25 protein-coding genes and 3 tRNA genes are annotated in these 23,003 nt (G+C 74.0%); 14 read left to right on the plus strand and 14 right to left on the minus strand.

Annotated features, from left to right (window positions below):
- Positions 1 to 199 precede the first annotated feature (199 nt).
- From A0J59_RS01540 to A0J59_RS01550, 3 genes are all read left to right on the plus strand, one after another.
- Positions 200 to 616 (plus strand): hypothetical protein, encoded by a 417-nt coding sequence (locus A0J59_RS01540; protein WP_047231374.1) that lies wholly within the window; start codon positions 200 to 202, stop codon positions 614 to 616.
- 32 nt (positions 617 to 648) lie between these two features.
- Entirely contained in the window at positions 649 to 1,950 is a 1,302-nt protein-coding gene (locus A0J59_RS01545) for a threonine/serine exporter ThrE family protein (protein WP_053369419.1), read from the plus strand.
- A 359-nt stretch (positions 1,951 to 2,309) separates the two neighbouring features.
- Positions 2,310 to 3,782, plus strand: a complete 1,473-nt coding sequence (locus tag A0J59_RS01550; protein ID WP_064315006.1) for a D-alanyl-D-alanine carboxypeptidase family protein — start codon at positions 2,310 to 2,312, stop codon at positions 3,780 to 3,782.
- A 112-nt stretch (positions 3,783 to 3,894) separates the two neighbouring features.
- On the opposite strand, the gene A0J59_RS01555 is transcribed toward A0J59_RS01550, so the two are convergent.
- From A0J59_RS01555 to A0J59_RS01595, 9 genes are all read right to left on the minus strand, one after another.
- On the minus strand, positions 3,895 to 4,764 hold the full coding sequence (locus A0J59_RS01555) for a prenyltransferase (protein ID WP_064315007.1): 870 nt from the start codon (positions 4,762 to 4,764) through the stop codon (positions 3,895 to 3,897).
- Positions 4,761 to 5,120, minus strand: coding sequence for a lycopene cyclase domain-containing protein (locus A0J59_RS01560; RefSeq protein WP_064315008.1), 360 nt, complete (start codon positions 5,118 to 5,120; stop codon positions 4,761 to 4,763). The genes A0J59_RS01555 and A0J59_RS01560 overlap by 4 nt, the downstream gene beginning before the upstream one ends.
- Positions 5,117 to 5,458, minus strand: a complete 342-nt coding sequence (locus tag A0J59_RS01565) for a lycopene cyclase domain-containing protein (protein WP_053369415.1) — start codon at positions 5,456 to 5,458, stop codon at positions 5,117 to 5,119. Before A0J59_RS01565 ends, A0J59_RS01560 begins: the two co-directional genes overlap by 4 nt.
- Entirely contained in the window at positions 5,455 to 7,128 is a 1,674-nt protein-coding gene (gene crtI, locus A0J59_RS22195; protein WP_064315009.1) for a phytoene desaturase family protein, read from the minus strand. The genes A0J59_RS01565 and crtI overlap by 4 nt, the downstream gene beginning before the upstream one ends.
- Positions 7,125 to 8,039 carry a squalene/phytoene synthase family protein gene (locus A0J59_RS22200; protein WP_053369413.1) on the minus strand — a complete coding sequence of 305 codons (915 nt, stop codon included), beginning with the start codon at positions 8,037 to 8,039 and terminating at the stop codon, positions 7,125 to 7,127. Before A0J59_RS22200 ends, crtI begins: the two co-directional genes overlap by 4 nt.
- 88 nt (positions 8,040 to 8,127) lie before the next feature.
- Positions 8,128 to 9,147: a UDP-glucose 4-epimerase GalE gene (galE, locus tag A0J59_RS01580; RefSeq protein ID WP_064315061.1), complete on the minus strand. Its 1,020-nt coding sequence runs from the start codon at positions 9,145 to 9,147 to the stop codon at positions 8,128 to 8,130.
- Between the two features lie 116 nt (positions 9,148 to 9,263).
- Complete coding sequence (locus A0J59_RS01585) at positions 9,264 to 10,187, minus strand: cation diffusion facilitator family transporter (RefSeq protein WP_064315010.1); 924 nt, start codon at positions 10,185 to 10,187, stop codon at positions 9,264 to 9,266.
- Between the two features lie 92 nt (positions 10,188 to 10,279).
- On the minus strand, positions 10,280 to 10,597 hold the full coding sequence (locus tag A0J59_RS01590; protein ID WP_064315011.1) for a helix-turn-helix transcriptional regulator: 318 nt from the start codon (positions 10,595 to 10,597) through the stop codon (positions 10,280 to 10,282).
- Between the two features lie 40 nt (positions 10,598 to 10,637).
- Positions 10,638 to 10,982, minus strand: coding sequence for a metallopeptidase family protein (locus A0J59_RS01595; RefSeq protein ID WP_172819993.1), 345 nt, complete (start codon positions 10,980 to 10,982; stop codon positions 10,638 to 10,640).
- 137 nt (positions 10,983 to 11,119) lie between these two features.
- Between A0J59_RS01595 and A0J59_RS01600 the strand changes: the two genes are divergently transcribed.
- From A0J59_RS01600 to A0J59_RS01620, 5 genes are all read left to right on the plus strand, one after another.
- A tRNA-Glu gene (locus A0J59_RS01600) sits at positions 11,120 to 11,192 on the plus strand.
- A 163-nt stretch (positions 11,193 to 11,355) separates the two neighbouring features.
- Positions 11,356 to 11,429 (plus strand) — tRNA-Asp (locus A0J59_RS01605).
- Between the two features lie 50 nt (positions 11,430 to 11,479).
- Positions 11,480 to 11,552, plus strand: a tRNA-Phe gene (locus A0J59_RS01610).
- A 157-nt stretch (positions 11,553 to 11,709) separates the two neighbouring features.
- A complete protein-coding gene (locus A0J59_RS01615) occupies positions 11,710 to 12,132 on the plus strand; it encodes a phage holin family protein (RefSeq protein ID WP_064315012.1) in 423 nt (140 codons plus the stop codon).
- Positions 12,129 to 12,437, plus strand: coding sequence for a DUF3618 domain-containing protein (locus A0J59_RS01620; RefSeq protein WP_064315013.1), 309 nt, complete (start codon positions 12,129 to 12,131; stop codon positions 12,435 to 12,437). Before A0J59_RS01615 ends, A0J59_RS01620 begins: the two co-directional genes overlap by 4 nt.
- Before the next feature lie 100 nt (positions 12,438 to 12,537).
- On the opposite strand, the gene A0J59_RS01625 is transcribed toward A0J59_RS01620, so the two are convergent.
- The gene (locus tag A0J59_RS01625; protein ID WP_024839011.1) at positions 12,538 to 12,750 is read right to left on the minus strand and encodes a BldC family transcriptional regulator; all 213 of its coding nucleotides are present in this window, start codon (positions 12,748 to 12,750) and stop codon (positions 12,538 to 12,540) included.
- Positions 12,751 to 13,157: 407 nt separating this feature from the next.
- On the opposite strand from A0J59_RS01625, the gene A0J59_RS01630 reads away from it, so the two are divergent.
- Positions 13,158 to 13,367 (plus strand): DUF3073 domain-containing protein, encoded by a 210-nt coding sequence (locus tag A0J59_RS01630; protein ID WP_064315014.1) that lies wholly within the window; start codon positions 13,158 to 13,160, stop codon positions 13,365 to 13,367.
- Positions 13,368 to 13,654: 287 nt separating this feature from the next.
- On the opposite strand, the gene purM is transcribed toward A0J59_RS01630, so the two are convergent.
- Complete coding sequence (purM, locus tag A0J59_RS01635; protein WP_064315015.1) at positions 13,655 to 14,788, minus strand: phosphoribosylformylglycinamidine cyclo-ligase; 1,134 nt, start codon at positions 14,786 to 14,788, stop codon at positions 13,655 to 13,657.
- A gap of 76 nt (positions 14,789 to 14,864) precedes the next feature.
- Positions 14,865 to 16,412 carry an amidophosphoribosyltransferase gene (gene purF / locus A0J59_RS01640; protein ID WP_047231361.1) on the minus strand — a complete coding sequence of 516 codons (1,548 nt, stop codon included), beginning with the start codon at positions 16,410 to 16,412 and terminating at the stop codon, positions 14,865 to 14,867.
- Positions 16,413 to 16,695: 283 nt separating this feature from the next.
- Between purF and A0J59_RS01645 the strand changes: the two genes are divergently transcribed.
- The 5 genes from A0J59_RS01645 to A0J59_RS01665 all read left to right on the plus strand — a co-directional run bounded on the left by A0J59_RS01645 (position 16,696) and on the right by A0J59_RS01665 (position 21,944).
- Complete coding sequence (locus tag A0J59_RS01645) at positions 16,696 to 17,754, plus strand: sulfate ABC transporter substrate-binding protein (protein WP_064315016.1); 1,059 nt, start codon at positions 16,696 to 16,698, stop codon at positions 17,752 to 17,754.
- 3 nt (positions 17,755 to 17,757) lie between these two features.
- Positions 17,758 to 18,657 carry a sulfate ABC transporter permease subunit CysT gene (gene cysT, locus A0J59_RS01650; RefSeq protein ID WP_082140908.1) on the plus strand — a complete coding sequence of 300 codons (900 nt, stop codon included), beginning with the start codon at positions 17,758 to 17,760 and terminating at the stop codon, positions 18,655 to 18,657.
- Positions 18,650 to 19,519: a sulfate ABC transporter permease gene (locus A0J59_RS01655; RefSeq protein ID WP_064315017.1), complete on the plus strand. Its 870-nt coding sequence runs from the start codon at positions 18,650 to 18,652 to the stop codon at positions 19,517 to 19,519. Before cysT ends, A0J59_RS01655 begins: the two co-directional genes overlap by 8 nt.
- A complete protein-coding gene (locus A0J59_RS01660) occupies positions 19,516 to 20,547 on the plus strand; it encodes a sulfate/molybdate ABC transporter ATP-binding protein (RefSeq protein ID WP_064315018.1) in 1,032 nt (343 codons plus the stop codon). The genes A0J59_RS01655 and A0J59_RS01660 overlap by 4 nt, the downstream gene beginning before the upstream one ends.
- Positions 20,548 to 20,621: 74 nt before the next feature.
- The gene (locus tag A0J59_RS01665; protein WP_064315019.1) at positions 20,622 to 21,944 is read left to right on the plus strand and encodes a hypothetical protein; all 1,323 of its coding nucleotides are present in this window, start codon (positions 20,622 to 20,624) and stop codon (positions 21,942 to 21,944) included.
- A 4-nt stretch (positions 21,945 to 21,948) separates the two neighbouring features.
- Here the strand turns inward: A0J59_RS01665 and A0J59_RS01670 are convergent, their stop codons facing one another.
- On the minus strand, positions 21,949 to 22,452 hold the full coding sequence (locus tag A0J59_RS01670) for a GNAT family N-acetyltransferase (protein WP_064315020.1): 504 nt from the start codon (positions 22,450 to 22,452) through the stop codon (positions 21,949 to 21,951).
- A gap of 78 nt (positions 22,453 to 22,530) precedes the next feature.
- Positions 22,531 to 22,926 carry a hypothetical protein gene (locus tag A0J59_RS01675; protein ID WP_156532742.1) on the minus strand — a complete coding sequence of 132 codons (396 nt, stop codon included), beginning with the start codon at positions 22,924 to 22,926 and terminating at the stop codon, positions 22,531 to 22,533.
- Between the last annotated feature and the right edge of the window lie 77 nt (positions 22,927 to 23,003).

Consider the following 23,003-nt stretch of genomic DNA (forward strand, 5'->3'; position numbering starts at 1 on the left):
CAGCAGGTTCGGGGGCAGGGCGGGGGCGGGGTCTCCGCCGGTGCGCCGCGCGTCCCCGGGGACGTCGTGGGTCATGGGACGAGTGAACGTGGCGGGTGTGTCCGGGTCGTGAACGCGCACGGGCGCGGGACGGATCGTCCCGCGGGTCGGGACGCGGGCCGACGCGCGCGCCGGGCGGCCCGGGCCTACCGTGGCAGGCATGATCTCGTGGGACCTCGCGCTCGCCCTGCGCGACGCGGGCGTGCGGTGGTCCCCCGCGTCGGGCGACCGCTTCCGCCTCCTGGCCACGGGCCGTGACGGCGACGTCTTCACCGTGAGCGACATGACGATCGAGCCCCACGAGTTCGACACGGGCGTCGTGCTCGGGTTCAACGGGACGACCGAGTGGGCGCTCGACTCGGTCGCCCTCGAGGACGCCCTGTGGCACCCGCTCGAGGGCCAGCTCCGGGAGCTGCTCGGCGGCACGTTCCGGCGGCTCGAGCGGACGACGGGCGGGTACGTCGTCGGCACCGAGGTGCTCGACGACGTCGGGACCTTCGCCGCGGCGGACGCCTCCGACGCCTACGCGCGCGCCGTGCTCGCGCTCGTCGCGGCGAGCGCGGAGGGCACGCCCTGACCCGGCGGCGGCACGCGAGCTGGCTCGACGACGTGCGCCGCGCCCCGTCCGTCGTGCGACGCGTGCTGCGCGCGCTGGGCGACGAGCCGCCTCCCGCCGTCGACCCCGAGCCGCCCGAGGTGTCGCCCGACCTCGTCCCCCTCCTGCGCGAGCTCGGGACCGCGCTGCTCGACTCCGGGCGCTCCGTGACCGACGTCGAGGACGACCTGGAGGCCGTCGCCCGGCGCTCGGGCGCGTCGACCGTGGGCACGCTCGTCCTCCCGACGGGCGTCTTCGTCCGGGTCAGCACGGCGGGCGGCACGGTCGCCGACTTCGCCGCCGCCGCCGCGAGCGGCCTCAACCTCGACCAGATCGGGGCGCTCACGACCCTCGTGCGGCGCCTGCGGACGACCGACGTCCCGCTCGCCGACGCGCGCGCCGAGCTGCGCGCGATCGTCGAGCGCCCGCCGCGGTTCGGCGCGGTGCTCACGGTCGTGGGCCACGGGCTGCTCACGGTGGGGTTCGGCCTCGTGCTCAACCCGACCGCGCGGCTCCTGCCGGTCTACCTCGTGCTCGGGATCCTCGTGGGCGCCCTGCGCTGGCTCGGGACCCGGTGGCCGACGCTCGCGACCGCCCTGCCCGTCGTCGCGGCGTTCGTCGTCACCCTCCTGGCGATCGACGTCGTCCACCCCTGGCTCGGCGACGACCCGCTCAGCGTGCTCGTGCCGCCGCTCGTGTCGTTCCTGCCGGGCTCGGTGCTCACGGTCGCCGCGATCGAGCTGACGAGCAACCAGATCGTCGCCGGCGCGAGCCGGCTCGTCTACGGGGTCGCGCAGCTCCTGCTGCTCGTGTTCGGTGTCGTCGCGGGAGCCGCGGTGGCAGGCCCGCTCGTCGCCGCCCCCGCCGCGGACCAGCTCGGCTGGTGGGCGCCGTGGGTGGGGATCCTCGCGGTCGGGCTCGGGCAGATGTACTTCGCGTCGTCGCCGCGCGGCTCGCTCCCCTGGGTGCTGCTCGTCCTGCTCGGCGCGTACGCGGCCCAGCTCGTCGGGGCGCTCGCCGCGGCGCCGCTCGCGGGGTTCGTGGGCGCCCTCGTCATCGCGCCGCTCGCCGCGCTCGTGGAGCGGACGCCGCACGGACCTCCCGCCGCCGTCACGACCCTCCCGGCGTTCTGGCTCCTCGTGCCCGGGGCGCTCAGCCTGCTGGGCCTCTCCGACCTGGTGAACGGCGGCCCGGAAGCCGCCCAGGAGATCGCGAACGCGGTCGTCGCCGTCTTCGGGATCGCCCTCGGCACCCTCGTCGGCTCGGCGGTCACCCGGGACGCAGGACGCGTGACACGTACCCTCTTCACATCCTGACCACACGGTCGGCACGTCATTCCCGAGGCTTCCCCCCGTCACGGCACCCCGCTGGACACGTGTCTAGTTGAAGATGGAACAGCCGACAGGCCTCCTGGGTCCACCTTGCGACCAGGCCTGCCGGCGTCGTGGTGAGAGGGCGCGCGTGCGTCCCGCCCCGACCGCACGCCGTCGTGGTCACCCAGCGCTCCGTCCTGCGCAGGTGCACCAGGGATGGGAGCGCTTCCGTGCTCGACCGCCCGCGACCACGGCCCGATGATCGGATCGTTCGCTTGACCACTGCACAGCACCGCACGACCGCCCGCACCACGACCAGCACGACCGGCGCGCGAGCCGCCGCCCGCGGCGAGGCGCGCTAGATGGGCCGCCACACCGCGAGCCGGGCCTCGCTCACCGCCGCCCTCGCCTCCGCCGCGCGCCGCGGCGCGCACGGCGCTGCCCGCGTCGCGCCCCGCCGCCGCACGCTCGGTGCCGGCGCCGCGGTGGCCGCCGTCGCGCTCACGGCGAGCACCGCCGCGGCGGCCTTCGGGAGCGGCACCGCGCCGTCGGCCGCCGGGACCGGCACCACGGCGGACGCGACCCCGGCCTCCGGCGAGACCGCCGCGAGCGCCACGCCCGCGTCCGCCACGATCGGTACCGTCGCCGCAGACCCGGAGACGGTCGAGGCTGCGGGCGACGCGCTCCAGCGCGCGCAGTTCCTCACCGGGGAGGGCGCCGCGGGGCTCACCCCCGAGCAGGTCGCCCAGATCGAGGACGCCCGCACGCGCCTCAGCGAGGCCGTCACCGAGGTGTCCTCCGCCGACCGGACGCCCAGCCTCTCCGGCCTCCCGGCCGTCTCGGTCGGGACGCAGCCCGCGGACCCCGACGCCCCGTCGAGCGCCACGCCCGACGAGCAAGAGGCCGAGGCGGACGACGCCCCCTCCGCGGTGGACGTCCTCGCCGAGAGCGTGCCCGCGCTCGACGAGCGCGGCAGCGACCGCGCGAGCCGCACCTCGGCGCGCACCCCGCTCGGAGAGCTTGCCGCCGCGGCGCCCGCGCTCGACGCGGCGCTGCCCGACCTCACCGCGTCCGACGAGCCGGCGACGTCCTTGTCGGCCGAGAGCGCTGCTGACCCCGACGACGCCGCTCCTGACGCCTCCGCGTCCGCCGAGACCGCGACCGAGTCTCCCGAGGAGGACGCCGCGGCCGCCGACACGGCCACCGCGTCGCCCGACCTCGCGACCGGCTCCACCGACGACGCCGCGACCACGCCGGCCGGCGACGCGTCCCCCACCGGCGTGCCGACCTCCGAGGAGATCGCCTCCCTGACCACCGAGCTGTCGACGCTGCTCGACGCGGCCGGGTCGGGCGTGACCGTCGAGGTCGTGCCCGGACCGCCGTCGGCCGCGGAGATCGCCGCACAGCTCGACAAGTGGGCGACCTCCACGGCGGGCTACGGCAACGGGCAGATCCCCGCGAGCGCCCTGTGCGAGCTGTCGTTCGCGCCGGGCGAGCAGCTCCGCTGCGACGCGGCGCACCAGATCGAGGCGCTCAACGAGAAGTTCCGCGAAGCGTTCGGCGTGAACCTCTCCGTGACGGACTCCTACCGCTCCTACGCCTCGCAGGTCGCCGTCAAGGCGTCGCGCGGCTACTTCGCCGCGCCCCCCGGCATGTCGAACCACGGCTGGGCGCTCGCGCTCGACCTGGGCGGCGGCATCCAGGGCTACGGCACCGCGCAGTACGAGTGGATGCGCGCCAACGCGCCGGCCTACGGCTGGGACAACCCCGAGTGGGCCCGCGCCGGCGGCTCGAAGAACGAGCCCTGGCACTGGGAGTACGGCGACCTCTCCTGAGGCCCCCGCTCCCCCGACCACGGCCCCGGCACCGCGACGACCTCGCGGACCGGGGCCGTCGTCGTCCCTCCCGCGACGCGCCCTGCGCCGCACCCGCGGTCGAGCCCGGCGGTCAGGCGAGCGCGGTCACGATGAGGAGCATCGTCACGAGGAAGCCCGTGACGAGGTTGAGCCACATGAACGTGCGCCACCCGGCGTTCGCGCGCTCGCAGTCGTCGTCGCGCACGTGGCGGAACCGCAGCACGTTGGCCGCGTACGGGAGCGGCAGCAGGGCGGCGAGGACACCGGGCCACGGCAGGACGGCGAGGACTGCCGCGGCCGCGACGTACGCCCCGGCTGCGCCGAGCACGGTCGCGTGGGCGCCGACCGCCGTCGCGACGGACGCGATGCCGCCCTCGCGGTCCGCGCGCACGTCCTGCACCGCACCGAACGCGTGCGACGCCATCCCCCACAGGACGAACCCCACGAGCACGGGCCACACGGACCGCGCCGACAGGTCAGCGTCCACGAGGACGAGCGCGTAGAGCAGCGGCCCGGCGAAGTGCATCGCGGACGTGAACGAGTCGAGGAACGGGCGCTCCTTGAACCGCAGTCCCGGGGCGGAGTACGCGACGACGCCGAACACGACGAGCGCGAGGACGACGGCGGCGAGCGGGTCGCCCAGCAGAAGCAGGGCGACCAGGAACGGCACGTTCGTCACCACGCACGCGCGCAGGATGCGCCGGTGGGTCGCGCGCGCGGTCGCCGGGTCGGCGAGCGCCCCCTCGATCCCGCCCTTGCGCGGGTTGCGCAGGTCGCTGGCGTAGTCGAAGACGTCGTTCACGCCGTACATGAGCAGGTTGTACGGCACGAGGAAGTAGAGCGTCCCGACGACGAGCGCGAGGTCGACCCGGCCACCGGTCGCGACGAGGTAGCCCGCGGCGAACGGGTAGGCGGTGTTGATCCACGAGAAGGGCCGCGACGCGGCCAGCACGTCCTTCACCGGGCACCCTCGTCCGCGCGGCCGTCGGAGGCCTGGCCGGGAACGGCACGGTCGTCGGCGGCGCGGTCGCGACCGCGCGCCCCGAGCGCCGTCCAGAGCACCGGCATGCCGAGCGCCGCGGCGAGCGCGTAAGCGAAGTCCTCGAGCGGGGCGCCCCAGAGGTACACGCCGAGGATCTTGTCCGGGTCGTAGACATAGAGGTCGGCGGCGATCATGAGCGTGTCGAAGACGAGCGTGAGCACGCACATCACGACGGCGGTCCACACGAGCGGGCCGGGTCGCAGGCGCCGCAGCACGCGCCACGACACCACGACGAGCACCACCAGGACGATCACGTTGAGCACGATGTTCGTCATGCGTCGCCCTCCGCCCGGGCACGGCGGGCGGCGAGCACGCGCTCGGCACCTCGCCAGACGAGCAGCGCGTTGTAGCACAGGAGCGTCAGGAAGACCGCCTCCTCCACGGGAAGGTCGGGCGCGAGCAGGAGCCCGGTCATCCAGGGGCTCTCGCCCCGCGCGAAGATGCCGAGCACGAGGCCCGCGACGTCCCAGAGGAGGAACCCGACGACGCCCAGCCCCACGGTGAGCGCGGCGCGGCGCCAGTCCGCCCAGAACGCGAGGCGGAAGCGCCGGTCGAGCACCGCGAGGCCCCCGAGCGAGACCGCGAGCGCCCCGAGGTAGACCAGACCCGTCACCGGCGGACCTCGACCGGCTGACCCCCCACGGGTCGCAGACGCTCCGGCCTCCGGCTCGCCGCCAGGAACCCGGAGCGCAGCGGCACGGGCAACGGGCGCGACGACGTCTCGCCGAGCAGCCGCTTCGCGACGAGCTCGGCGCTGATGAGGCACATCGGCAGTCCCACGCCCGGGATCGTGCCACCTCCCGCGTGGTACAGCCCGTCGACACGGCGGGAGACGTTGCCCGGCCGCCACAGCGCGGACTGCCGCAGCGTGTGCTCCATGCCGAGCGCGCCCCCGCGCCACGAGGAGAGCTCGGTCGAGAAGTGGGCGGGCCCGAGCACGCGCCGCGTGACGACCCGGCCCGGGAGGTCCTCGATCCCCGCCCAGCGCCCGACCTGCGCGAGGTAGCGGTCCGCGAGCGCGTCGAGCGTGCGCTGCGACGGGGCGTCGGCGCCGAGGCTCGGGTCGGCGGGGAACGGGACGAGGAGGAAGAGGTTCTCGTGGCCGGGCGGGGCCGCGGGGGCGCCCGACGACGGCCCGTCGGTCGCGGACGTGCGCGACACGTAGAGCGAGGCCGGGTCGGGGACGCGCAGCCCGCGCGGGTCGCTGCGGCGGTCGGTGCCGAGCACGGCGTCGAAGTTCGCGGGCCAGTCGCGCGTGAAGAAGAGCGAGTGGTGCGCGAGCTCGGGCAGCTCGCCCCGGACCCCGGCGAGCACGAGCAGGGCGGAGATTCCCGGCCCCTTCTCCTCCCACGCCGCGGCGGGCAGGTCGGCCCAGCGGGGCTCGAGGAGTGCGGTCTCGGTGTGGTGCCGGTCGGCGGCCGACACGACGACGTCCGCCTCCACGATCTCGCCCGAGGCGAGGCGGACGCCCGTGACGCGCCCGCGCCGCCCGGCTCCTCCGGCGACCTCGATGCCCGCGACGTCGGCCCCGGTGCGCAGCTCCGCACCCTCGTCCTGCGCGAGCCGCGCGACGGCCTCGATCAGCCTGTACATCCCGCCGCGGGGGTACTGGACGCCGTCGACGAGGTCGAGGTGGCTCATGAGGGAGTAGAGCGCGGGCGCGCGGTACGGCGACGAGCCGAGGAAGACGGCGTGGTATCCGAGGAGCTGGCGCAGTCGCGGGTCCTCGACGGCGCGCGCCGCGCGGTCGGCGAGCGACTCGCGCAGCAGCGCGGCGAGGCGCGGCAGCCGCCGCAGCACCGCGGGCGAGAGCGCCCGGTCCGGACGCTCGAACGTGGTGTACAGGAAGTGGTCGAGAGCGAGCCCGTACGCCTCGCTCGCCTCCGCGGCGTAGGCCGCGAGACGTCCGCCGGCGCCGGGCTCGACCGCGTCGAACCGGGACCGGTTCACGCCCGGGCTCGCCGAGAGCTCGAACGTGGACGTGGCGTCGGTACCGTCCGGCTCGAAGAAGACGCGGTAGGCCGGGTCGAGCGGGACGAGGTCGAGGTGGTCCTCGACGCGCGTGCCGAGCAGTGCGAAGAAGTGCTCGAACACCTCCGGCATGAAGTACCAGGACGGGCCGGTGTCGAAGCGGAACCCGTCGAGCTCGAGGGTGCCGGCCCGGCCGCCCAGAGCCTCGTGGCGCTCCAGCAGCGTGACGCGCGCGCCCCCGCGCGCGAGCAGCGCCGCGGTCGCGAGCCCCGAGATCCCGCCCCCGACGACGACGACGCGCGGTGCCCTCACGCGAGCACCTTCCGCGGGCGCGGGGACCGACCGGACGCCACCTGGCCGAGGAGCTGACCGCCGGCGGCGCGGGCCGCGAGCGCGACCTTGACGGTGTCCGGGACACGCACGCGCGCCCGCAGGATGTCCTCCGGAGGCGTCGCCGCGAGGCGGGCGAGCAGCCGCTCGTAGACGGCGACCGTCGCCGCGACGGCGATCCGCGGCCGCACCGGCAACCCGGGGAGCGCGGCGCGCGCCGCGGCGAGGTCCTCCTCGACCTCGCGGCAGAAAGCCTCGACGTCGCGCCGCCGCAGGCGGCCGGGGACGACGCCGGGCAGGTACGCCCGCCCGAGCTCGTCGTGGTCCGTGCGCAGGTCGCGCAGGAAGTTGATCTTCTGGAACGCCGCGCCGAGCGCTCGCGCGCCCCGCACGAGCACGGGGTCGGGCACCCGGAGCGGCTCGCCCGGGCGACGCCGCGCGTTGAGGAAGACCGCGAGACACATGAGGCCGACGACCTCCGCCGAGCCGTAGACGTACCGCTCGTAGCTCTCGCGGTCGTGCACGCGCACGGTGAGGTCGGTCCGCATCGACGCGAAGAAGGGATCGACCTCGGCGCGGCCGAAGCCGCAGCGGCGCGCCGCGAGCGCGAACGAGTGCACGACGAGGTTCGTCGACCACCCGCGCTCGAGCGCCCTCGCCGTCTCGGCCTCGAGCTCGTCGAGGAGGTCGGCGGCGCCGTCCCCGCGCCGCGTGTCGACGACCTCGTCGGCGATGCGGACGAGGCCGTAGACGGCGTCGATCCCGTCGCGCGTCGGCGCGTCGAGCAGGCGTGCGCCGAGCCCGAACGAGGTCGAGTAGGACGCGAGCACGACCCGGCTCGTGCGCGCTGCGGTCAGGTCGTACAGCCGTGCCGGGTCGTTCTCGTCGCCCACGTGCTGGTCCCGTCGTCCGTCGCCGGGGCACCTCCCCGGTCATTCCTCAGCATGCTGAGGAATAGAGGATCGCACGAGACGCCGTCGTTCACACCTCGGCAACGCCCTCGGCACCGCCGGACGCGGCGACCTCGATGCGGCGGGGGCCGGCCTGCCAGGCGTCCCAGGCCGAGGAGATGATCTCGGGCAGCCCCTTGGTCGCCGTCCAGCCGAACAGCTCGTTGATCCGGCGCGGGTCACCGACGAGCTGCGGCGGGTCGCCCGCACGGCGCGGGAGGACCTCCGGCGTGACGTCGAGCCCGCTGACGCGCCCGATCTCGTCGATCACCTCCCGCACCGACGACCCCTGACCGGTCCCGACGTTGAACACGTCGAACGGGCGCTCGTCGACGTCGAGGTACCCGAGCGCCGCGAGGTGCGCGTGCGCGAGGTCGAGGACGTGGATGTAGTCGCGGATGCACGTGCCGTCCGGCGTCGGGTAGTCGTCGCCGAAGATCTTGGGCTGCTCGCCGCGCTCCAGACGGTCGAGCACCATGGGGACGAGGTTGAGCACGGCGGGGTCGCCGAGCTCCGGCCAGCCGGCGCCGGCCACGTTGAAGTAGCGCAGCGCGACGAACCGCAGGCCCCACGCGCGACCGGCCGCGCGACCGAGCCACTCGCCGACGAGCTTGGTCTCGCCGTAGGGGTTGATCGGCTCGGCGTGCAGCTTCTCCTCGACGAGGGAGACCGACGGCATGCCGTACGTCGCCGCGGACGACGAGAAGACGAGCCGGTCCACGCCCGCCGCCTGCATCGCGGTGACGAGGTTCGTGAAGCCGCCGACGTTCTGCTGGTAGTACCAGGCCGGCTTCTCGACCGACTCCCCCACCTGCTTGCGCGCCGCGAAGTGGATGACCGCGCGCACGTCGTGCTCGGCGAGCGCGCGCGTCAGCACGTCCACGGCCTCGGGCGCCGCGACGTCGACCTCGACGAGCGTCGCGCCGCCGACGCGCTCCGCGCGACCGGTGCTGAGGTCGTCGACCACGACCACCTTCTCGCCGCGCTCCTGGAGAAGGCGCACCACGTGCGCGCCGATGTACCCGGCTCCGCCGGTCACGAGGATCGTCATGAGACCCACCCTAGTGGGGCCGCGCACCACCCCCGCGGCGTCGAATCCGTGGTCGTCGCCGGGCTCGGGCGGCGAGCCCGAGGTCGTCGCCGGGCTCGGCACGTCGTGCCACGCCCTCAGGCGTGGCCGTGCGCCTCGCGGTCGCGCAGGGCGGCCGTCTCGAGCTGGAACGTCGAGTGCTCGACCGAGACCGGGAAGTGGTGCGCGACGCACGCGCGGACCCGCTCGGTAATCTCGAGCGCGTGCCCGTCCCGGAAGCACGCGTCGTCGACGACGACGTGCGCCGAGATGGTCGGCAGTCCCGTCGCGACGGTGGACGCGTGGAGGTCGTGCACGTCCTCGACGTGGTCGAGCGAGAGGATGTGCGCCCGGACGTCGTCGAGGTCCAGCCCTTCCGGCGTGAACTCCATGAGCACGGCCGTCGCCTCGCGCAGGAGGCGGAAGGCTCGGGGGACGATGAGGAGCGCGATGAACAGGCCGGCGATCGCGTCCGCCTGCTGGTACCCGGTCGTCGCGATGACGACGGCGGCCACGATCACCCCGACCGACCCCAGGGCGTCGTTGACGACCTCCAGGAACGCCGCGCGCAGGTTGAGGTTCGCCCGACGTCCGGACGCGAGGACGGCGATCGCGACGACGTTGCCGACGAGGCCGACGATCCCGAAGACGAGGAGCTCCGACGAGGGCACGTCCGGCGGCGAGAACAGCCGCCGGACACCCTCGACGACGGCGTACGCGCCGACCGCGAGGAGGAGCGCGGCCTGCGCGAGGGCCGCGAGCACCTCGACGCGGCGAAAGCCCCAGGTCCGCCGCTTGGTCGCCGGCCGGAGCGCGAGCGACGCGGCGACGAGCGCCACAGCCAGCCCCGTCGCGTCGGTGAGCATGTGCGCCGTGTCCGTGAGGAGCGCGAGGCTCCCCGTGAGGACCGCTCCGACGGCCTGCGCGACGAGGATCGTCGCAGTGATCCCGAAGGCGACCGCGAGCCGCGCGCGGTGGTCGGGCGCCGCACCCCCCGCGCCGTGGTCGTGCCCGGCTCCCATGACCCCTCCATTCATCGTTCAATGGCGATGATATCGGTGATCGACGATGAATGCCAGGCCGGCTGCACCGCGGGGCGCGTCACCGCGCGAGGTCAGGGAGCGAGCGCGACGTGCTCCGCGTCGGCGAGCAGGTGCGCCACCTCCGGACGCACGAGCCGGTACCACGACGAGCGCCCCTCGCGCCGGACGGCGACCACGCCCACCTCGCGCAGGGTCGTCAGGTGCGCGGAGACCGTCGACTGCGCGAGCCCGAGCTCGCGCGTGAGGTCGACGACGCGCCGCTCGGCGCCGGTGAGCAGGTGCACGATCGCGAGCCGGCTCGGGTCGGCGAGCGCGTGGAGCAGGCGCGCGACGGCCTCGTGGTCGTGCGCGCCGTCGTGCCGGGGGTCGCTCGCGGCGCTCGTCGTCACCACCCGATCGTAGCGAGCGGCACCCGCGCGCCGCCCAGGCTCAGTCCCAGCCGAGCTCGTGCAACCGGTCGTCGTCGATGCCGAAGTGGTGCGCGATCTCGTGGACGACCGTCACCGCCACCTCCTCGACCACGTCCTCGCGCGTGTCGCAGATCGCGAGCGTCGGGTTGCGGAAGATCGTGATGCGGTCGGGCAGGGCGCCCGCCGCCCACATGTGGTCCCGCTCGGTGAGGGGGACGCCCTCGTAGAGCCCCAGGAGGTCGGGGTCGTCGGCGGGCGCGTCGTCCTCGACGAGCACCACGACGTTGTCCATCTGCGCCGCGAGGTCCTCGGGGACGAGGTCGAGCCCGTCCCGCACGGCGTCCTCGAACTCGGCCCGCGTCATCTCCACCACGCGACCATCCTCCCCCGTCCCCGGCACGGGCAGCGGCACCGTCCCGGCAGCGGGTGCGGCGCCGCCCCGGCCGCGACGCCGACCGGGAAGCCACGGCCCCGCCGCTGTACACTGGCGCACGTTCCTGAGCCCCCATCGTCTAGCGGCCTAGGACCCCGCCCTTTCACGGCGGTAGCACGGGTTCGAATCCCGTTGGGGGTACGCGAGATCGCGCCGGGACCGGCGGCCACCAGCGGATTTACGGATCGGCTCATCGGTACGGTACGATCCTCTCGGTTCGAAAGCGGGCCACCACACCACCAGGTTCACTGGTGAAAACCACCGGGTCCTCTGGTGTTAAGGTGTGTCTCGCGAAGAACAGCAAGGCCCTGTAGCGCAGTTGGTTAGCGCGCCGCCCTGTCACGGCGGAGGTCGCGGGTTCAAGTCCCGTCAGGGTCGCGTGAGGCGAAGAGCCCGGTCGGCATCGGCCGGCCGGGCTCTTCCCCCATGGCTCTGTAGCTCAGTTGGTAGAGCGTTCGACTGAAAATCGAAAGGTCACCGGATCGACGCCGGTCGGAGCCACCGAAGAGACCCCCGCCCGGGATCCGGGCGGGGGTCTTCTGCATCCCCGCGACGACGTCGCACGGCTCCCCCTCCGCGCCCGGACCGGCCCGCGGAAAGTTGCGCGCCGCCCCGGGTGCCGGTTGAGTGGTGGGGTCACCTGCGGAAAGGCGGAGAGATGAGCGACTGGATCGACGGGCGCATCCCGCCCGAGGAGCAGAAGCCGACGGTCGGGCAGCTCGTGGAGCGCTTGTCCGAGCAGGCGACGCGCCTCGTCCGCTCCGAGATCGCGCTCGCGAAGGCCGAGCTCACCACGAAGGCCAAGCACGCCGGCATCGGCATCGGCCTGCTCGTCGTGGGCGGGGTGCTCGTCCTCTACGGCCTCGGCTTCCTCCTCCACTCGGCGATGGAGGGTCTCGCGACCGCCATGCCGCTGTGGCTCGCCGCACTGATCGTCGGCCTGGTGCTCGTGCTCGTCGCCGGTACGCTCGCGTTCGTCGGCGTCAAGCAGCTCCAGCGCGGCGTCCCGCCGACCCCGACCGGAGCGGTCGACAGCATCAAGGAAGACGTGGCCACCATCAAGGAAGGACTGCGCCCGTGAGCGAAACCGACGGGGCCTCGGCGCCCCCGCTGTCCCAGTCCCAGCTCGAGGACGAGATCGCGCGCACGCGCGCCGAGCTCGCCGGGACGATCGACGAGCTCACGACCCGCCTGGACCCGCGCGTCCAGGCGAAGGCGGCGGCCCAGCAGGCGAAGCAGGCGGCCTCGGACACGGGTGCGTTCCTCACCGGTGGCGGGTTGCCGGAGGAGGACCCCGACCGGTCGCGCAACGTCAAGCTGCTGCTGGGTGCCGTGGTGGCCGGCGTCGCGCTCGTCACGGCGGCCATCCTGCGCCGGCGCTCGTAGCCTCCGACGAGCGCTCGCCCCGGTGCATGCGCGCCGGGGCGTTCGTTCTGTCTGCCGATCCGACGCGCCGGCCGTGCCGGCGGCGCGGCGCGCGGTCGGCTCAGGACTTGTCGGTGCCCTCCGCGGGCTCGCTGGCGGCGCCGAGCAGCGCCCGCACCTCGGACTCGCGGTAACGGCGGTGCCCGCCGAGCGTACGGATCGACGAGAGCTTGCCCGCCTTCGCCCAGCGGGTGACCGTCTTGGGGTCGACGCGGAACAGGCTGGCGACCTCGGCGGGCGTGAGCAGAACCTCGGACTCTCCGTGCATGGACATCACGACACCTCCTCCTGGTACGCGCTGGTCCGGCAGATACCCCGGATCACGACGACAGCACGACGCCAGTACCCTCCATTGTCGCAGCATGCGGATTTCGGGCGACTTGACGGACGGGTGAATTAGGCCGCCTATGGTCGGATCGGCCGGATAGGCGCTCGTGCGGCTTACGAGGCGTGCGGGCCGGGCTCCTCGGCCACGCAACGCACCTCGCCCGACGCGGACCCGCTCGCCCGCACGTGGAGACTGTGTGACGGTAGGCACGTCCTCGGCCTGCCACGGTCTTCTGAGTGGATGGAATAGGCCCCGAGCATGTACCGTTGGACCCTGAACAGACGAAACTACACCCCGGGGCCGCACGTCTGAGTACGTAGCCGCCCCGCTTCTACGTTGAGGGGGTCGGAGCCATGGGCCGCGGCCGTCAGAAGGCAAAGCAGACCAAGGTCGCTCGCGCGCTGAAGTACTACAGCCCCGAGACGAACTACAGTGCGCTCGAGCAGGAGCTCACCGGTCACAGCCACACGGAGGTCGTGACGGACTCGCGCTTCGGCGCCGAGTCGTCGGACGACCTCGAGCGCTACGACCAGCGCTACAACGACTGGTCCGACGACCGCTGACGGTCGTCGACCACCTCTAGTCGCCGCGGTCTGCCGCGGAAGCGTCTCGACCTCGACTGCGCCGTCGCCTGCCCCCGGTAGGCGACGGCGCGGTCGTCGTTCGTGACCCGGGGACCCTCCGCGCACCGGCCCGCCGTGGCCGTGCTCGCCCCGAGGTCGTGGCGCTGCGCCCCTGGTCCGGTCTCCGCACCGCACCCCTCGTCGTGCCCTGACGTCGTCGTGCTCGGCCGCGGGTGCGCCTCCCGGGCGGGGGCGGCAACCGCTCACCCGCCCGGGAACACCGGAGGTCAGGCCCGGTAGTCACCGACGAGGCGCACGGCGCCCGCCTGGACGCCCTTGGTGCCCGCGACGAGGTCACCGTCCGCGACGTCGGTGACCGCCGTCGGGTCGAAGGCCTCGACCGTGCCGAGCACCCACGCGGGGACACCGAGCGCGGCGCAGCGCGCGAGCGCGGCGTCGACGCCGTCGGCACCGACCACCGCGACCATGCCGACGCCGAGGTTGAGCGTGTGCTCGAGGTCGCCGCGCGGCACACCGCCCAGCTCGCGCACGAGGCGGAAGACCGGCGGGACGTCCCAGCTCGCGCGGTCCACGACCCCGACGAGCCCGGCGGGCAGGACGCGCGCGAGGTTCGCGGCGAGCCCGCCGCCCGTGACGTGCGTGAACGCGTGGACCTGCGCGGCGTCGTCGGCGGCCAGCGCGAGGCAGTCGCTCGCGTACACGCGCGTGGGCTCGAGGAGCTCCTCGCCGACCGTGCGCCCGAGCTCGTCCACGTGGCGCTCGAGGCCCCAGCCCGCGTGCTTGAGCACGGCCCGCACGAGCGAGTACCCGTTCGAGTGCAGACCCGACGAGGCCATGGCGACGAGCACGTCGCCCTCGCGCACGCGGTCCGGGCCCAGCAGCCGGTCGGCCTCGACGACCCCCGTGGCGGCACCGGCGACGTCGTACTCGTCCTCGCCGAGCAGACCCGGGTGCTCGGCCGTCTCGCCGCCCACGAGTGCGGTGCCCGCGACCTCGCAGGCCGCCGCGATGCCGCGGACGATGCCCGCGATGCGCTCGGGCACGACCTTGCCGCACGCGATGTAGTCCGTCATGAACAGCGGCTTGGCGCCGACCACGACGATGTCGTCCACGACCATGCCCACGAGGTCGAACCCGATGGTGTCGTGGACGTCGAGGGCCTGGGCGATCGCGACCTTGGTGCCCACGCCGTCGGTCGACGTCGCGAGCAGGGGGCGGCGGTAGGTCGCGACCTCGGAGAAGTCGTAGAGCCCCGCGAAGCCGCCCACGCCGCCGAGGACCTGCGGGCCTTGGGTGCGACGCACGGCGTCCTTCATGAGCTCGACGGCCTTGTCACCGGCCTCGGTGTCGACGCCCGCGGCGGCGTAGGTGAGGCCCGTCTGGGGCGAGTCGGCAGTCACGGTGTCGGCTCCAAGGAGGTCTCGCGGCGCACGCGCCGGTGGTGCTGGTGGTCTCGGGTCGGGTGCGGGGACGAGCTCACGGGTGCTGGAGCGCGCCGGCCCCGCCGGCGGTCACCGACAGGCTGCGCAGCCCGTCCTCGGGCGCGCCGAGCGGGAGCTCGGCCTGCTCGAGGAGGTGCTTGCCGAGCTGGTCGTCGGGCGGCAGCTCGATGGGGTACTTCCCCGTGAAGCACGCCGTGCAGAGCTGCGACGACGGCTGCTCGGTCGCCGCGATCATGCCCTCGGTCGAGATGTAGCCCAGGCTGTCGGCGCCGAGCGACTGCCCGATCTCGTCGGGCGAGAGGCCGTTGGCGATGAGCTCGGCGCGGGAGGCGAAGTCGATGCCGTAGAAGCACGGCCACTTCACGGGGGGCGAGCTGATGCGCACGTGCACCTCGGCCGCCCCGGCCTCGCGCAGCATGCGGATGAGCGCGCGCTGCGTGTTGCCGCGCACGATCGAGTCGTCGACGACGACGAGGCGCTTGCCGCGGATGACGTCGCGCAGCGGGTTGAGCTTGAGCCGGATGCCGAGCTGGCGCAGCGTGTCCGACGGCTGGATGAACGTGCGGCCGACGTAGGCGTTCTTGGTCAGCCCCTGGCCGAACGGGATGCCCGACTCGGCGGCGTAGCCCACGGCGGCGGGTGTGCCGGACTCCGGGACGGGGATGACGAGGTCGGCCTCGACGGAGTGCTCGCGCGCGAGCTGGCGGCCCATCTCGACGCGGGCGGCGTGCACGGAGCGGCCGTTGATCGACGTGTCGGGGCGCGCGAGGTAGACGTACTCGAAGACGCAGCCCGCGCGCTCGGCGGGCGCGAAGCGCTGGGAGCGCAGGCCGTCCGCGTCGATCGCGATGAGCTCTCCCGGCTCGACCTCGCGCACGAACGACGCTCCGACGATGTCGAGCGCCGGGGTCTCGCTCGCCACGACCCAGCCGCGCTCGAGCCGACCGAGGACGAGCGGGCGCACGCCCTGCGGGTCGCGCGCCGCGTAGAGAGTGCGCTCGTCCATGAAGACGAGGGAGAAGGCGCCGCGCAGACGTGGGAGGACCTCGAGCGCCGTGGCCTCGAGCGTGTGGTCGGCGTCGCCCGCGAGGAGCGCGGTGACGAGCGCGGTATCCGTGGTGTTGCCGCGCGCGAGCTCGCCGCGGCGCTGGTTCCCGTACCGCTCCGCGACGAGGTTGACGAGCTCTGCGGAGTTGGTGAGGTTGCCGTTGTGCCCGAGCGCGACGGTCCCGGACGCGGTGGCGCCGAGCGTCGGCTGGGCGTTCTCCCACGTCACACCGCCCGTGGTCGAGTACCGGCAGTGCCCGACGGCGATGTGCCCCGTCAGGGCGTTGAGCGCCGTCTCGTCGAACACCTGGGAGACGAGTCCCATGTCCTTGTAGACCAGGATCTGCTCACCGTTGCTGGTGGCGATGCCGGCCGACTCCTGGCCTCGGTGCTGCAACGCGTACAGCCCGAAGTAGGCGAGCTTGGCGACCTCTTCGCCGGGCGCCCAGACACCGAAGACGCCACAGGCGTCCTGGGGGCCTTTCTCGCCGGGCATGAGGTCGTGGTTGAGAAGTCCATCTCCGCGGGGGGCCACGTACCTCAGTGTCCCACAGCAGGCGCGTCCGGACCGAAGCGCGAGGTCATGCGGACGGGGGCCGGCGCGCGCGACCACGACGCCGTCGAGACAGCCGTTCACGATGGCGTTACGTCGTCCCACCTGTCGGTCAGGGGTTTCGCTGCGTGGGAACGCCGCGCTTGAATCTCGACTTACCCGATCGCGGCAGTCCAGTATCACGCCGGCTGCCCCGGCCGCCCCGCTCGATCGCTCGATCGATCACCCGCTCCCGGCCTCCGGGACCCCGACGAAGGACGACACCATGCGACGCCTCCGGACGACGATCACCCTCGCGGCTGCCGCGGCAGCCACCGCCCTGGTCCTCACCGCCTGCGCGCCGACCGCCGTCGACGGGTCGGGCGGGGGCGACGACAGCGGCGACGCGGGCTCCGACGTCGAGCCCACGACGCTCTCCCTCGTCGGCTTCGCCGTGCCCAAGGCGGGCAACGACGCCGCGCAGGAGCTGTGGGGCGAGACCGAGGACGGCCAGGGCGTCACGTGGGAGACGTCGTACGGCGCCTCCGGCGACCAGAGCCGCGCCGTCGCCGACGGCCTGGAGGCCGACTACGTGCACTTCTCGCTCGAGGGCGACGTCACGCGCCTCGTCGACGCGGGCCTCGTCGCCGAGGACTGGAACGCGGGCGACAACAAGGGCATCGTCAGCCAGTCCGTCGTCGTGCTCGTGGTGCGCGAGGGCAACCCGAAGAACATCCAGAGCTGGGAGGACATCGTCCAGCCCGGCGTCGAGATCGTCACCCCGAACCCCGGCTCGTCGGGCTCGGCCCGCTGGAACATCCTCGCCGGGTGGGGCAGCGTCATCGCGAACGGGGGCTCGGAGGAGGACGCGACCGAGTACCTGCGGAAGTTCTTCACCAACGCCGTCGCGCTCCCGGGCAGCGGCCGCGACGCGACGACCGCCTTCACGTCCGGCACCGGCGACGTCCTGCTGTCGTACGAGAACGAGGCGATCCTCGCGCGGCAGAACGGCGAGACGTTCGACTACGTGGTCCCCGACCAGACGCTCCTCATCGAGAACCCGGCCGCGGTGACGGTCGACGCCGACCCCAAGGCCCAGAGCTACCTCGACTTCGTCCTCACGCCCGAGGGCCAGGAGGCGTTCGCGCACGTGGGCTTCCGGCCCCTGACCGGGGACGTCGACTTCGAGGTCGAGGGTGCCAACGACCCGAGCGACCCGTTCCCCACCGTCCCGACGCTCCTCACCATCGCCGACGACTTCGGCGGCTGGTCCGCGACCAACGACAAGTTCTTCGGTGACGAGGGCCTCGTGACGAAGATCCAGGCCGAGACCGGGAAGCAGTGACCCGTGTCCTCGACCCTCGCTGAACGACCGGGCCGGGCGGCGCGCGAGCGCCGCCCGGCTCCGGCCGCGTCCCGGCCGCGCCGGGTCCGCCGGGCACGCCGGACGCCCAACGGCCCCTACCGCCTGACCGCGGCCTCGGGCCTCGGGCTCGGCGTCGCGCTCGTGTGGTTCTCGGCGCTCGCGCTCGTCCCGCTGGTCGCCGTGCTCGTCGAGACGTCGGTCGGCGGCTGGCCCGCCTTCGTCGCCGCCGTCACGCAGCCGCAGACCGCCGCGGCGCTGACGCTCACGGTCACGCAGGCGCTCGCCGTGACCGCCGTGAACGTCGTCATGGGCACGCTCATCGCGTGGGTCCTCGTGCGCGACCGGTTCCCCGGCAAGCGGCTCCTCGAGGTCCTCATCGACATCCCGTTCGCGCTCCCGACGATCGTGGCCGGCCTCGTGCTGCTCGCCCTGTACGGGCCGTCGGGACCGCTCGGGATCGACGTCGCGAACACGCGCGCCGCCGTCTTCCTCGCGTTCCTCTTCGTCACGCTGCCCTTCGTGGTGCGCAGCGTGCAGCCCGTGCTCGCCGAGCTCGACCGTGACGTCGAGGAGGCGGCCGCGTCGCTCGGCGCGACCCGGCTCACGACCTTCCGTCGCGTGATCCTCCCCGCGCTCGCCCCGGCGATCACCGCGGGCGCCGCGTTGTCGTTCGCCCGCGCGATCAGCGAGTACGGCGCGCTCGTCCTCCTCTCCGGGAACCTGCCGATGCGCACGGAGGTCGGCTCGGTCCGCATCCTCAGCTACCTGGAGAACGGCCAGCCGGAGCAGGCGGCGGCGGTCGCCTCGGTGCTCCTGCTCGTGTCCCTCCTCGTCATCGCCACGATCCAGCTCCTCCAGCGAAGGGTGGCCCGCCGTGGATAGCTCCCCCTGGGTGCGGCGCACGCTGCGCACCGTCGTGGTCGTCTACCTCGTGCTGCTCGTCGGGTGGCCGGTCTCGCTCGTCGTGCGCGGCGCGTTCGCGGACGGGCTCGAGACGTTCCAGCGGGCACTGTCCGATCCGTCCGTCGTCTTCGCGCTCCAGCTCACCGCGGCGGTCGCGGTGCAGGTCGTGCTGATCAACACGGTCTTCGGCGTCGGGATCTCGATGCTCATCGTGCGCTACGACTTCCCGGGCAAGGCCCTGCTCAACGCCCTGCTCGACCTCCCGCTCTCGGTCTCGCCGATCGTCGTCGGGCTCTCGCTCGTCCTCGTGTACGGCAAGAACGGCTGGTTCGGGGGCGCGCTCGAGGACGCCGGGTTCCAGGTGATCTTCGCGCCGCCCGGCATCGTGCTCGCGACGGCGTTCGTGTGCCTCCCGCTCGTGATCCGCGAGGTCGTGCCCGTGCTCACCGAGCTCGGTACCGACGAAGAGCTGGCCGCGACGAGCCTCGGGGCGAGCTGGTTCCAGACCTTCCGGCGCATCACCCTGCCCGCCATCAAGTGGGCGGTGGTCTACGGCGTCGTGCTCACGCTCGCCCGGGCGCTCGGCGAGTTCGGTGCCGTGAAGGTGGTGTCCGGCAACTTCGAGGGTCGCACCCAGACGTCCACGCTCCTCGTCGAGCAGCGCTACCAGGACTTCGAGCAGGGCACGGCCTACGCGGTCGCGTTCCTCCTCGCGTCCGTGTCCGTCGCGTGCATCGTCGCGGTGACCTTCCTGCGCTCCGACGACGCCGCCGGGCCCCGCACCCGCCGCACCGCCCGCCCCTCCCCTCGCACCGCCGCCCCCACGGAGGCCGACGCATGAGCATCGAGATCCGCAACGTCCGCAAGACCTTCGGCGACTTCGTCGCGCTCGACGACGTCTCCGTGTCCGTCCCCACCGGGCGCCTCACCGCGCTGCTCGGCCCGAGCGGCGGCGGCAAGTCGACGCTCCTGCGCGTCGTCGCCGGGCTCGAGGTGCCCGACTCCGGCGAGATCGAGATCGAGGGCCGCGACGCGACGAACCTGCCGGCCCGACGCCGCAACGTGGGCTTCGTCTTCCAGCACTACGCGGCGTTCAAGCACCTGAGCGTCGCGCGGAACGTCGCGTTCGGGCTCGAGATCCGGCGCACGCCGAAGGCCGAGATCGCCGAGCGCGTCGACGAGCTCCTGCGCCTCGTGCACCTCGAGAGCTTCGCGCACCGCCTGCCGTCCCAGCTCTCCGGCGGGCAGCGCCAGCGCATGGCGCTCGCGCGCGCCCTCGCGATCCGGCCGAGCGTCCTCCTGCTCGACGAGCCGTTCGGCGCGCTCGACGCCAAGGTCCGCAAGGAGCTGCGCGACTGGCTGCGCCGCCTGCACGACGAGATCCCCGTGACCACGGTGTTCGTCACGCACGACCAGGAGGAGGCGCTGGAGGTCGCCGACGAGATCGTCGTCGTCAACGAGGGGCGCATCGAGCAGGTCGGCACGCCCGACGACCTCTACGACCGCCCCGCGAACGACTTCGTCATGAGCTTCCTCGGGCCGGTGACGCGCCTCGGGGGTGTGCTCGTGCGACCGCACGACGTGCACGTCGAGGTGCTGCCCGCCGACGCCCCGGACGGCACCGTGGACGGCGCGACGCCGTCACGCGCGGGCGGGCCGGTGCCCGGCGTGGTGACCCGCACGACGCGAGTGGGCTTCGAGGTACGCGCCGAGGTGACCACCGAGGACGAGGTGGTGTCCGTCGTCGTGACCCGCGCGGAGGCCAGGTCGCTGGGGCTCGCGCCGGGGGTCGCCGTGCGGCTCGCCCCGGCGGAGGGCGCGCCGACGTCCGCCGCTCCCCGGCCGGTCGGTGCCCCGGTCCCCGGCTGACCCGGCGCCGCCCCCACCGCGCCGCCCCGACGACGACGCCCCGACCGCGGACGACCGCTCGCTATCCTGCCCGCGTGGCTCCCTCCCGCGTCGACCGCTCCCCCAGGGACCGCGACGACCGTGCCCGCGACGACCGACCGCGGCACCGCCGCGAGCGGGCGGCCTACCGGTTCGTGGAGGTCCGCGCCGCCGCAGGCCCGGCCCGGCTCGACGGACTCGTGGCGGGCGGCGGGGCGTTCCTCGTCGGCACGGTCCTGGGCTTCCTCGTCCTCCTCGGGCTCGGGCTCGTCGGCGGTGAGCTGGTCTCCGGCGGGAGGTACGACGCCGACGAGGTCCTGCGCTCGACGCTCGGCTGGTGGATCCTGACGCTCGCGGTCGCCGTGCCGGTCTTCGTGCCGGCGCACGCCGCGGCGACGCTCGCCGTCACCGGCGCCCTGCTGGCCGAGGGCCGGCCGCGCACCGACGTCCCGCCGCACTCGGTGCGGAAGCGCGTCGCGGAGTCGAGCCCGGCGGGAGCGCTCGCCGGGCTCACCTGGACGTACCTCGTGCTCGCGCTCCTCGCCGGGGCGGTCGGGCTCTTCACGATGGACCGCGACGACGCCGAGCGCACCCCGACCGTCGCGGTCTCCGCCGTCGTCGGGGTGGTCACCGCGGTCGGCCTGCTGCTCCTGCCCGGGCTGCGCGCGCGCTGGTCCGCCTGGCAGGACGTCGTGCGCACGACGTGGGGGCCGAACGAGGTGCGCTTCGCCGAGGAGGCGGAACGGCGGCGGCGCGCGGCGCTCGGCCCGTCCGCGCCCTCGCGGACCGACCGGCGGGCCGCGCTCCGGAACGACCGGGTGGCGGCCGTGCTGGGCGGCGTCGGCATGGTCGGCCTCGTCCTGTTCCTGATCGGCCTGTGGATGCGTCACCCGCGCAAGTTCGGCCCGGACCGGTACTACGGGCCGGTGGGCGAGGTGTCGATCGACGTCCTCGTCGGCGTCGGCGGTGCGCTCGTCGGGGCGGCGCTGCTCCTCGGCGCGGTGTGGCTCCTGCTCCCGGTGTCACGACAGGGACGGCAGCGCCGGGCAGGGCTCGCGCTCCTGCGCTCCCCCGAGCCGTCCGCACCGCCCGCCGACGACGTCGTCCGGGAGCTGCTGTCCCCCTGGTCGGCGTCCACGACGTTCGCCCTCGTGCTCCTGGCCGGCTCCGGGATGCTCGCGCCGTCCGTGCTGGCCGGCCTGGCGGGCGGTGGCGTCGCGCTCCTGGTCGACGGGGTGCCGTTCGCCGCCACGGCGGCGGTCCTGGCCGTCGGGACCCTCGCGGCGCTGTGCGTCGTGGTGGTCGGCGTGACCCGGTCGGCGCGGTACCGCACCCTCGTGCGCGAGCGCTGGCACATGGGCGACGACGGACCCGCCTGAGGGGTCAGAGCGTGCGATGCATGATGTGCAGGCCGACGAGGCCGGCGGTGGGATGGTCGAACGCCTCAGGAACCGTGGCCAGGATGGTGAATCCGAGGGACTGCCACAGACGGACGGCACGGTCGTTGGTCTCGACGACGGCGTTGAACTGCATGGCGCGGTAGCCGTCTGCACGCGCGCCGTCGAGCACCGCCCGGGCGAGCACGCGACCGACTCCGCGACCGCTCGCCTCGGGGTCGACGACGAAGCTGGCGTTGGCGACGTGGGCTCCGGCGCCCGGGTGGTTGGGGAGGTACTTCGCGGTGCCGAGCACCGCTCCGTCGATGGGGTCGACGGCGACGAGCACGCGCGCGGCCGGAGACTCGGTCCACGCGGCGCGCGCCTGGTTCTCGGTGATGTCGCGCGGGTACGTGTAGGTCTCCCCGGCACGCAGCACCGGTTCGAGCGTGTGCCACATCCCCGGCCAGTCCTCACGGGTCGCTGGTCGCACGGTGACCTGGTCGCTCATGGGGCGAGGGTAGCCCGGCGGCGACCCGACGTCTGGCCCGTCGCTGAACGCGCGCGTCCCGCGACCGGTGACGGCGTGTCAGCGGCGCCCGCGCAGGCTCCGCCGGTCAGCGACGACGGCCCACAGCCCGGCGACGGCGGCGCCCAGAGCGGCGCACGTGACGAGGATGACGGTGAAGTAGACCCCCGGCTTGAAGACCGGCTCCGAGACCTCCGACTGGAGCCACGCACCACCGACCCCGAGCCCGAGCACCGCGCCGAGCACGATCCCGACCGCGAAGAACCTGCCGTAGCGCGGCGCACGGCGGACCGTCGCGGGGTCGACGACGTCCTCAATCTCGACCTCGTCAGCGGCCGGTGCGGTGGCGTCGGCCTCAGGCGCCTCAGCCGCCTCGGCCGCTGGGGTCTCGTGGCCGTGGGCGACAGACGTGTCGGGGGTGTCGTCGTCGGGCACGGGGGACTGCTCGGAGCTCACGACCACGACCCTACCCGCGGTTGCTGGGAGCTCCGTGCCCCGGGAGCGCGACGGCGGACCCCGGCGTCGGCCCCGCA

Origin of the sequence: Cellulosimicrobium sp. I38E (assembly GCF_001647255.1) — a bacterium.
Lineage (GTDB): Bacteria > Actinomycetota > Actinomycetes > Actinomycetales > Cellulomonadaceae > Cellulosimicrobium > Cellulosimicrobium cellulans_E.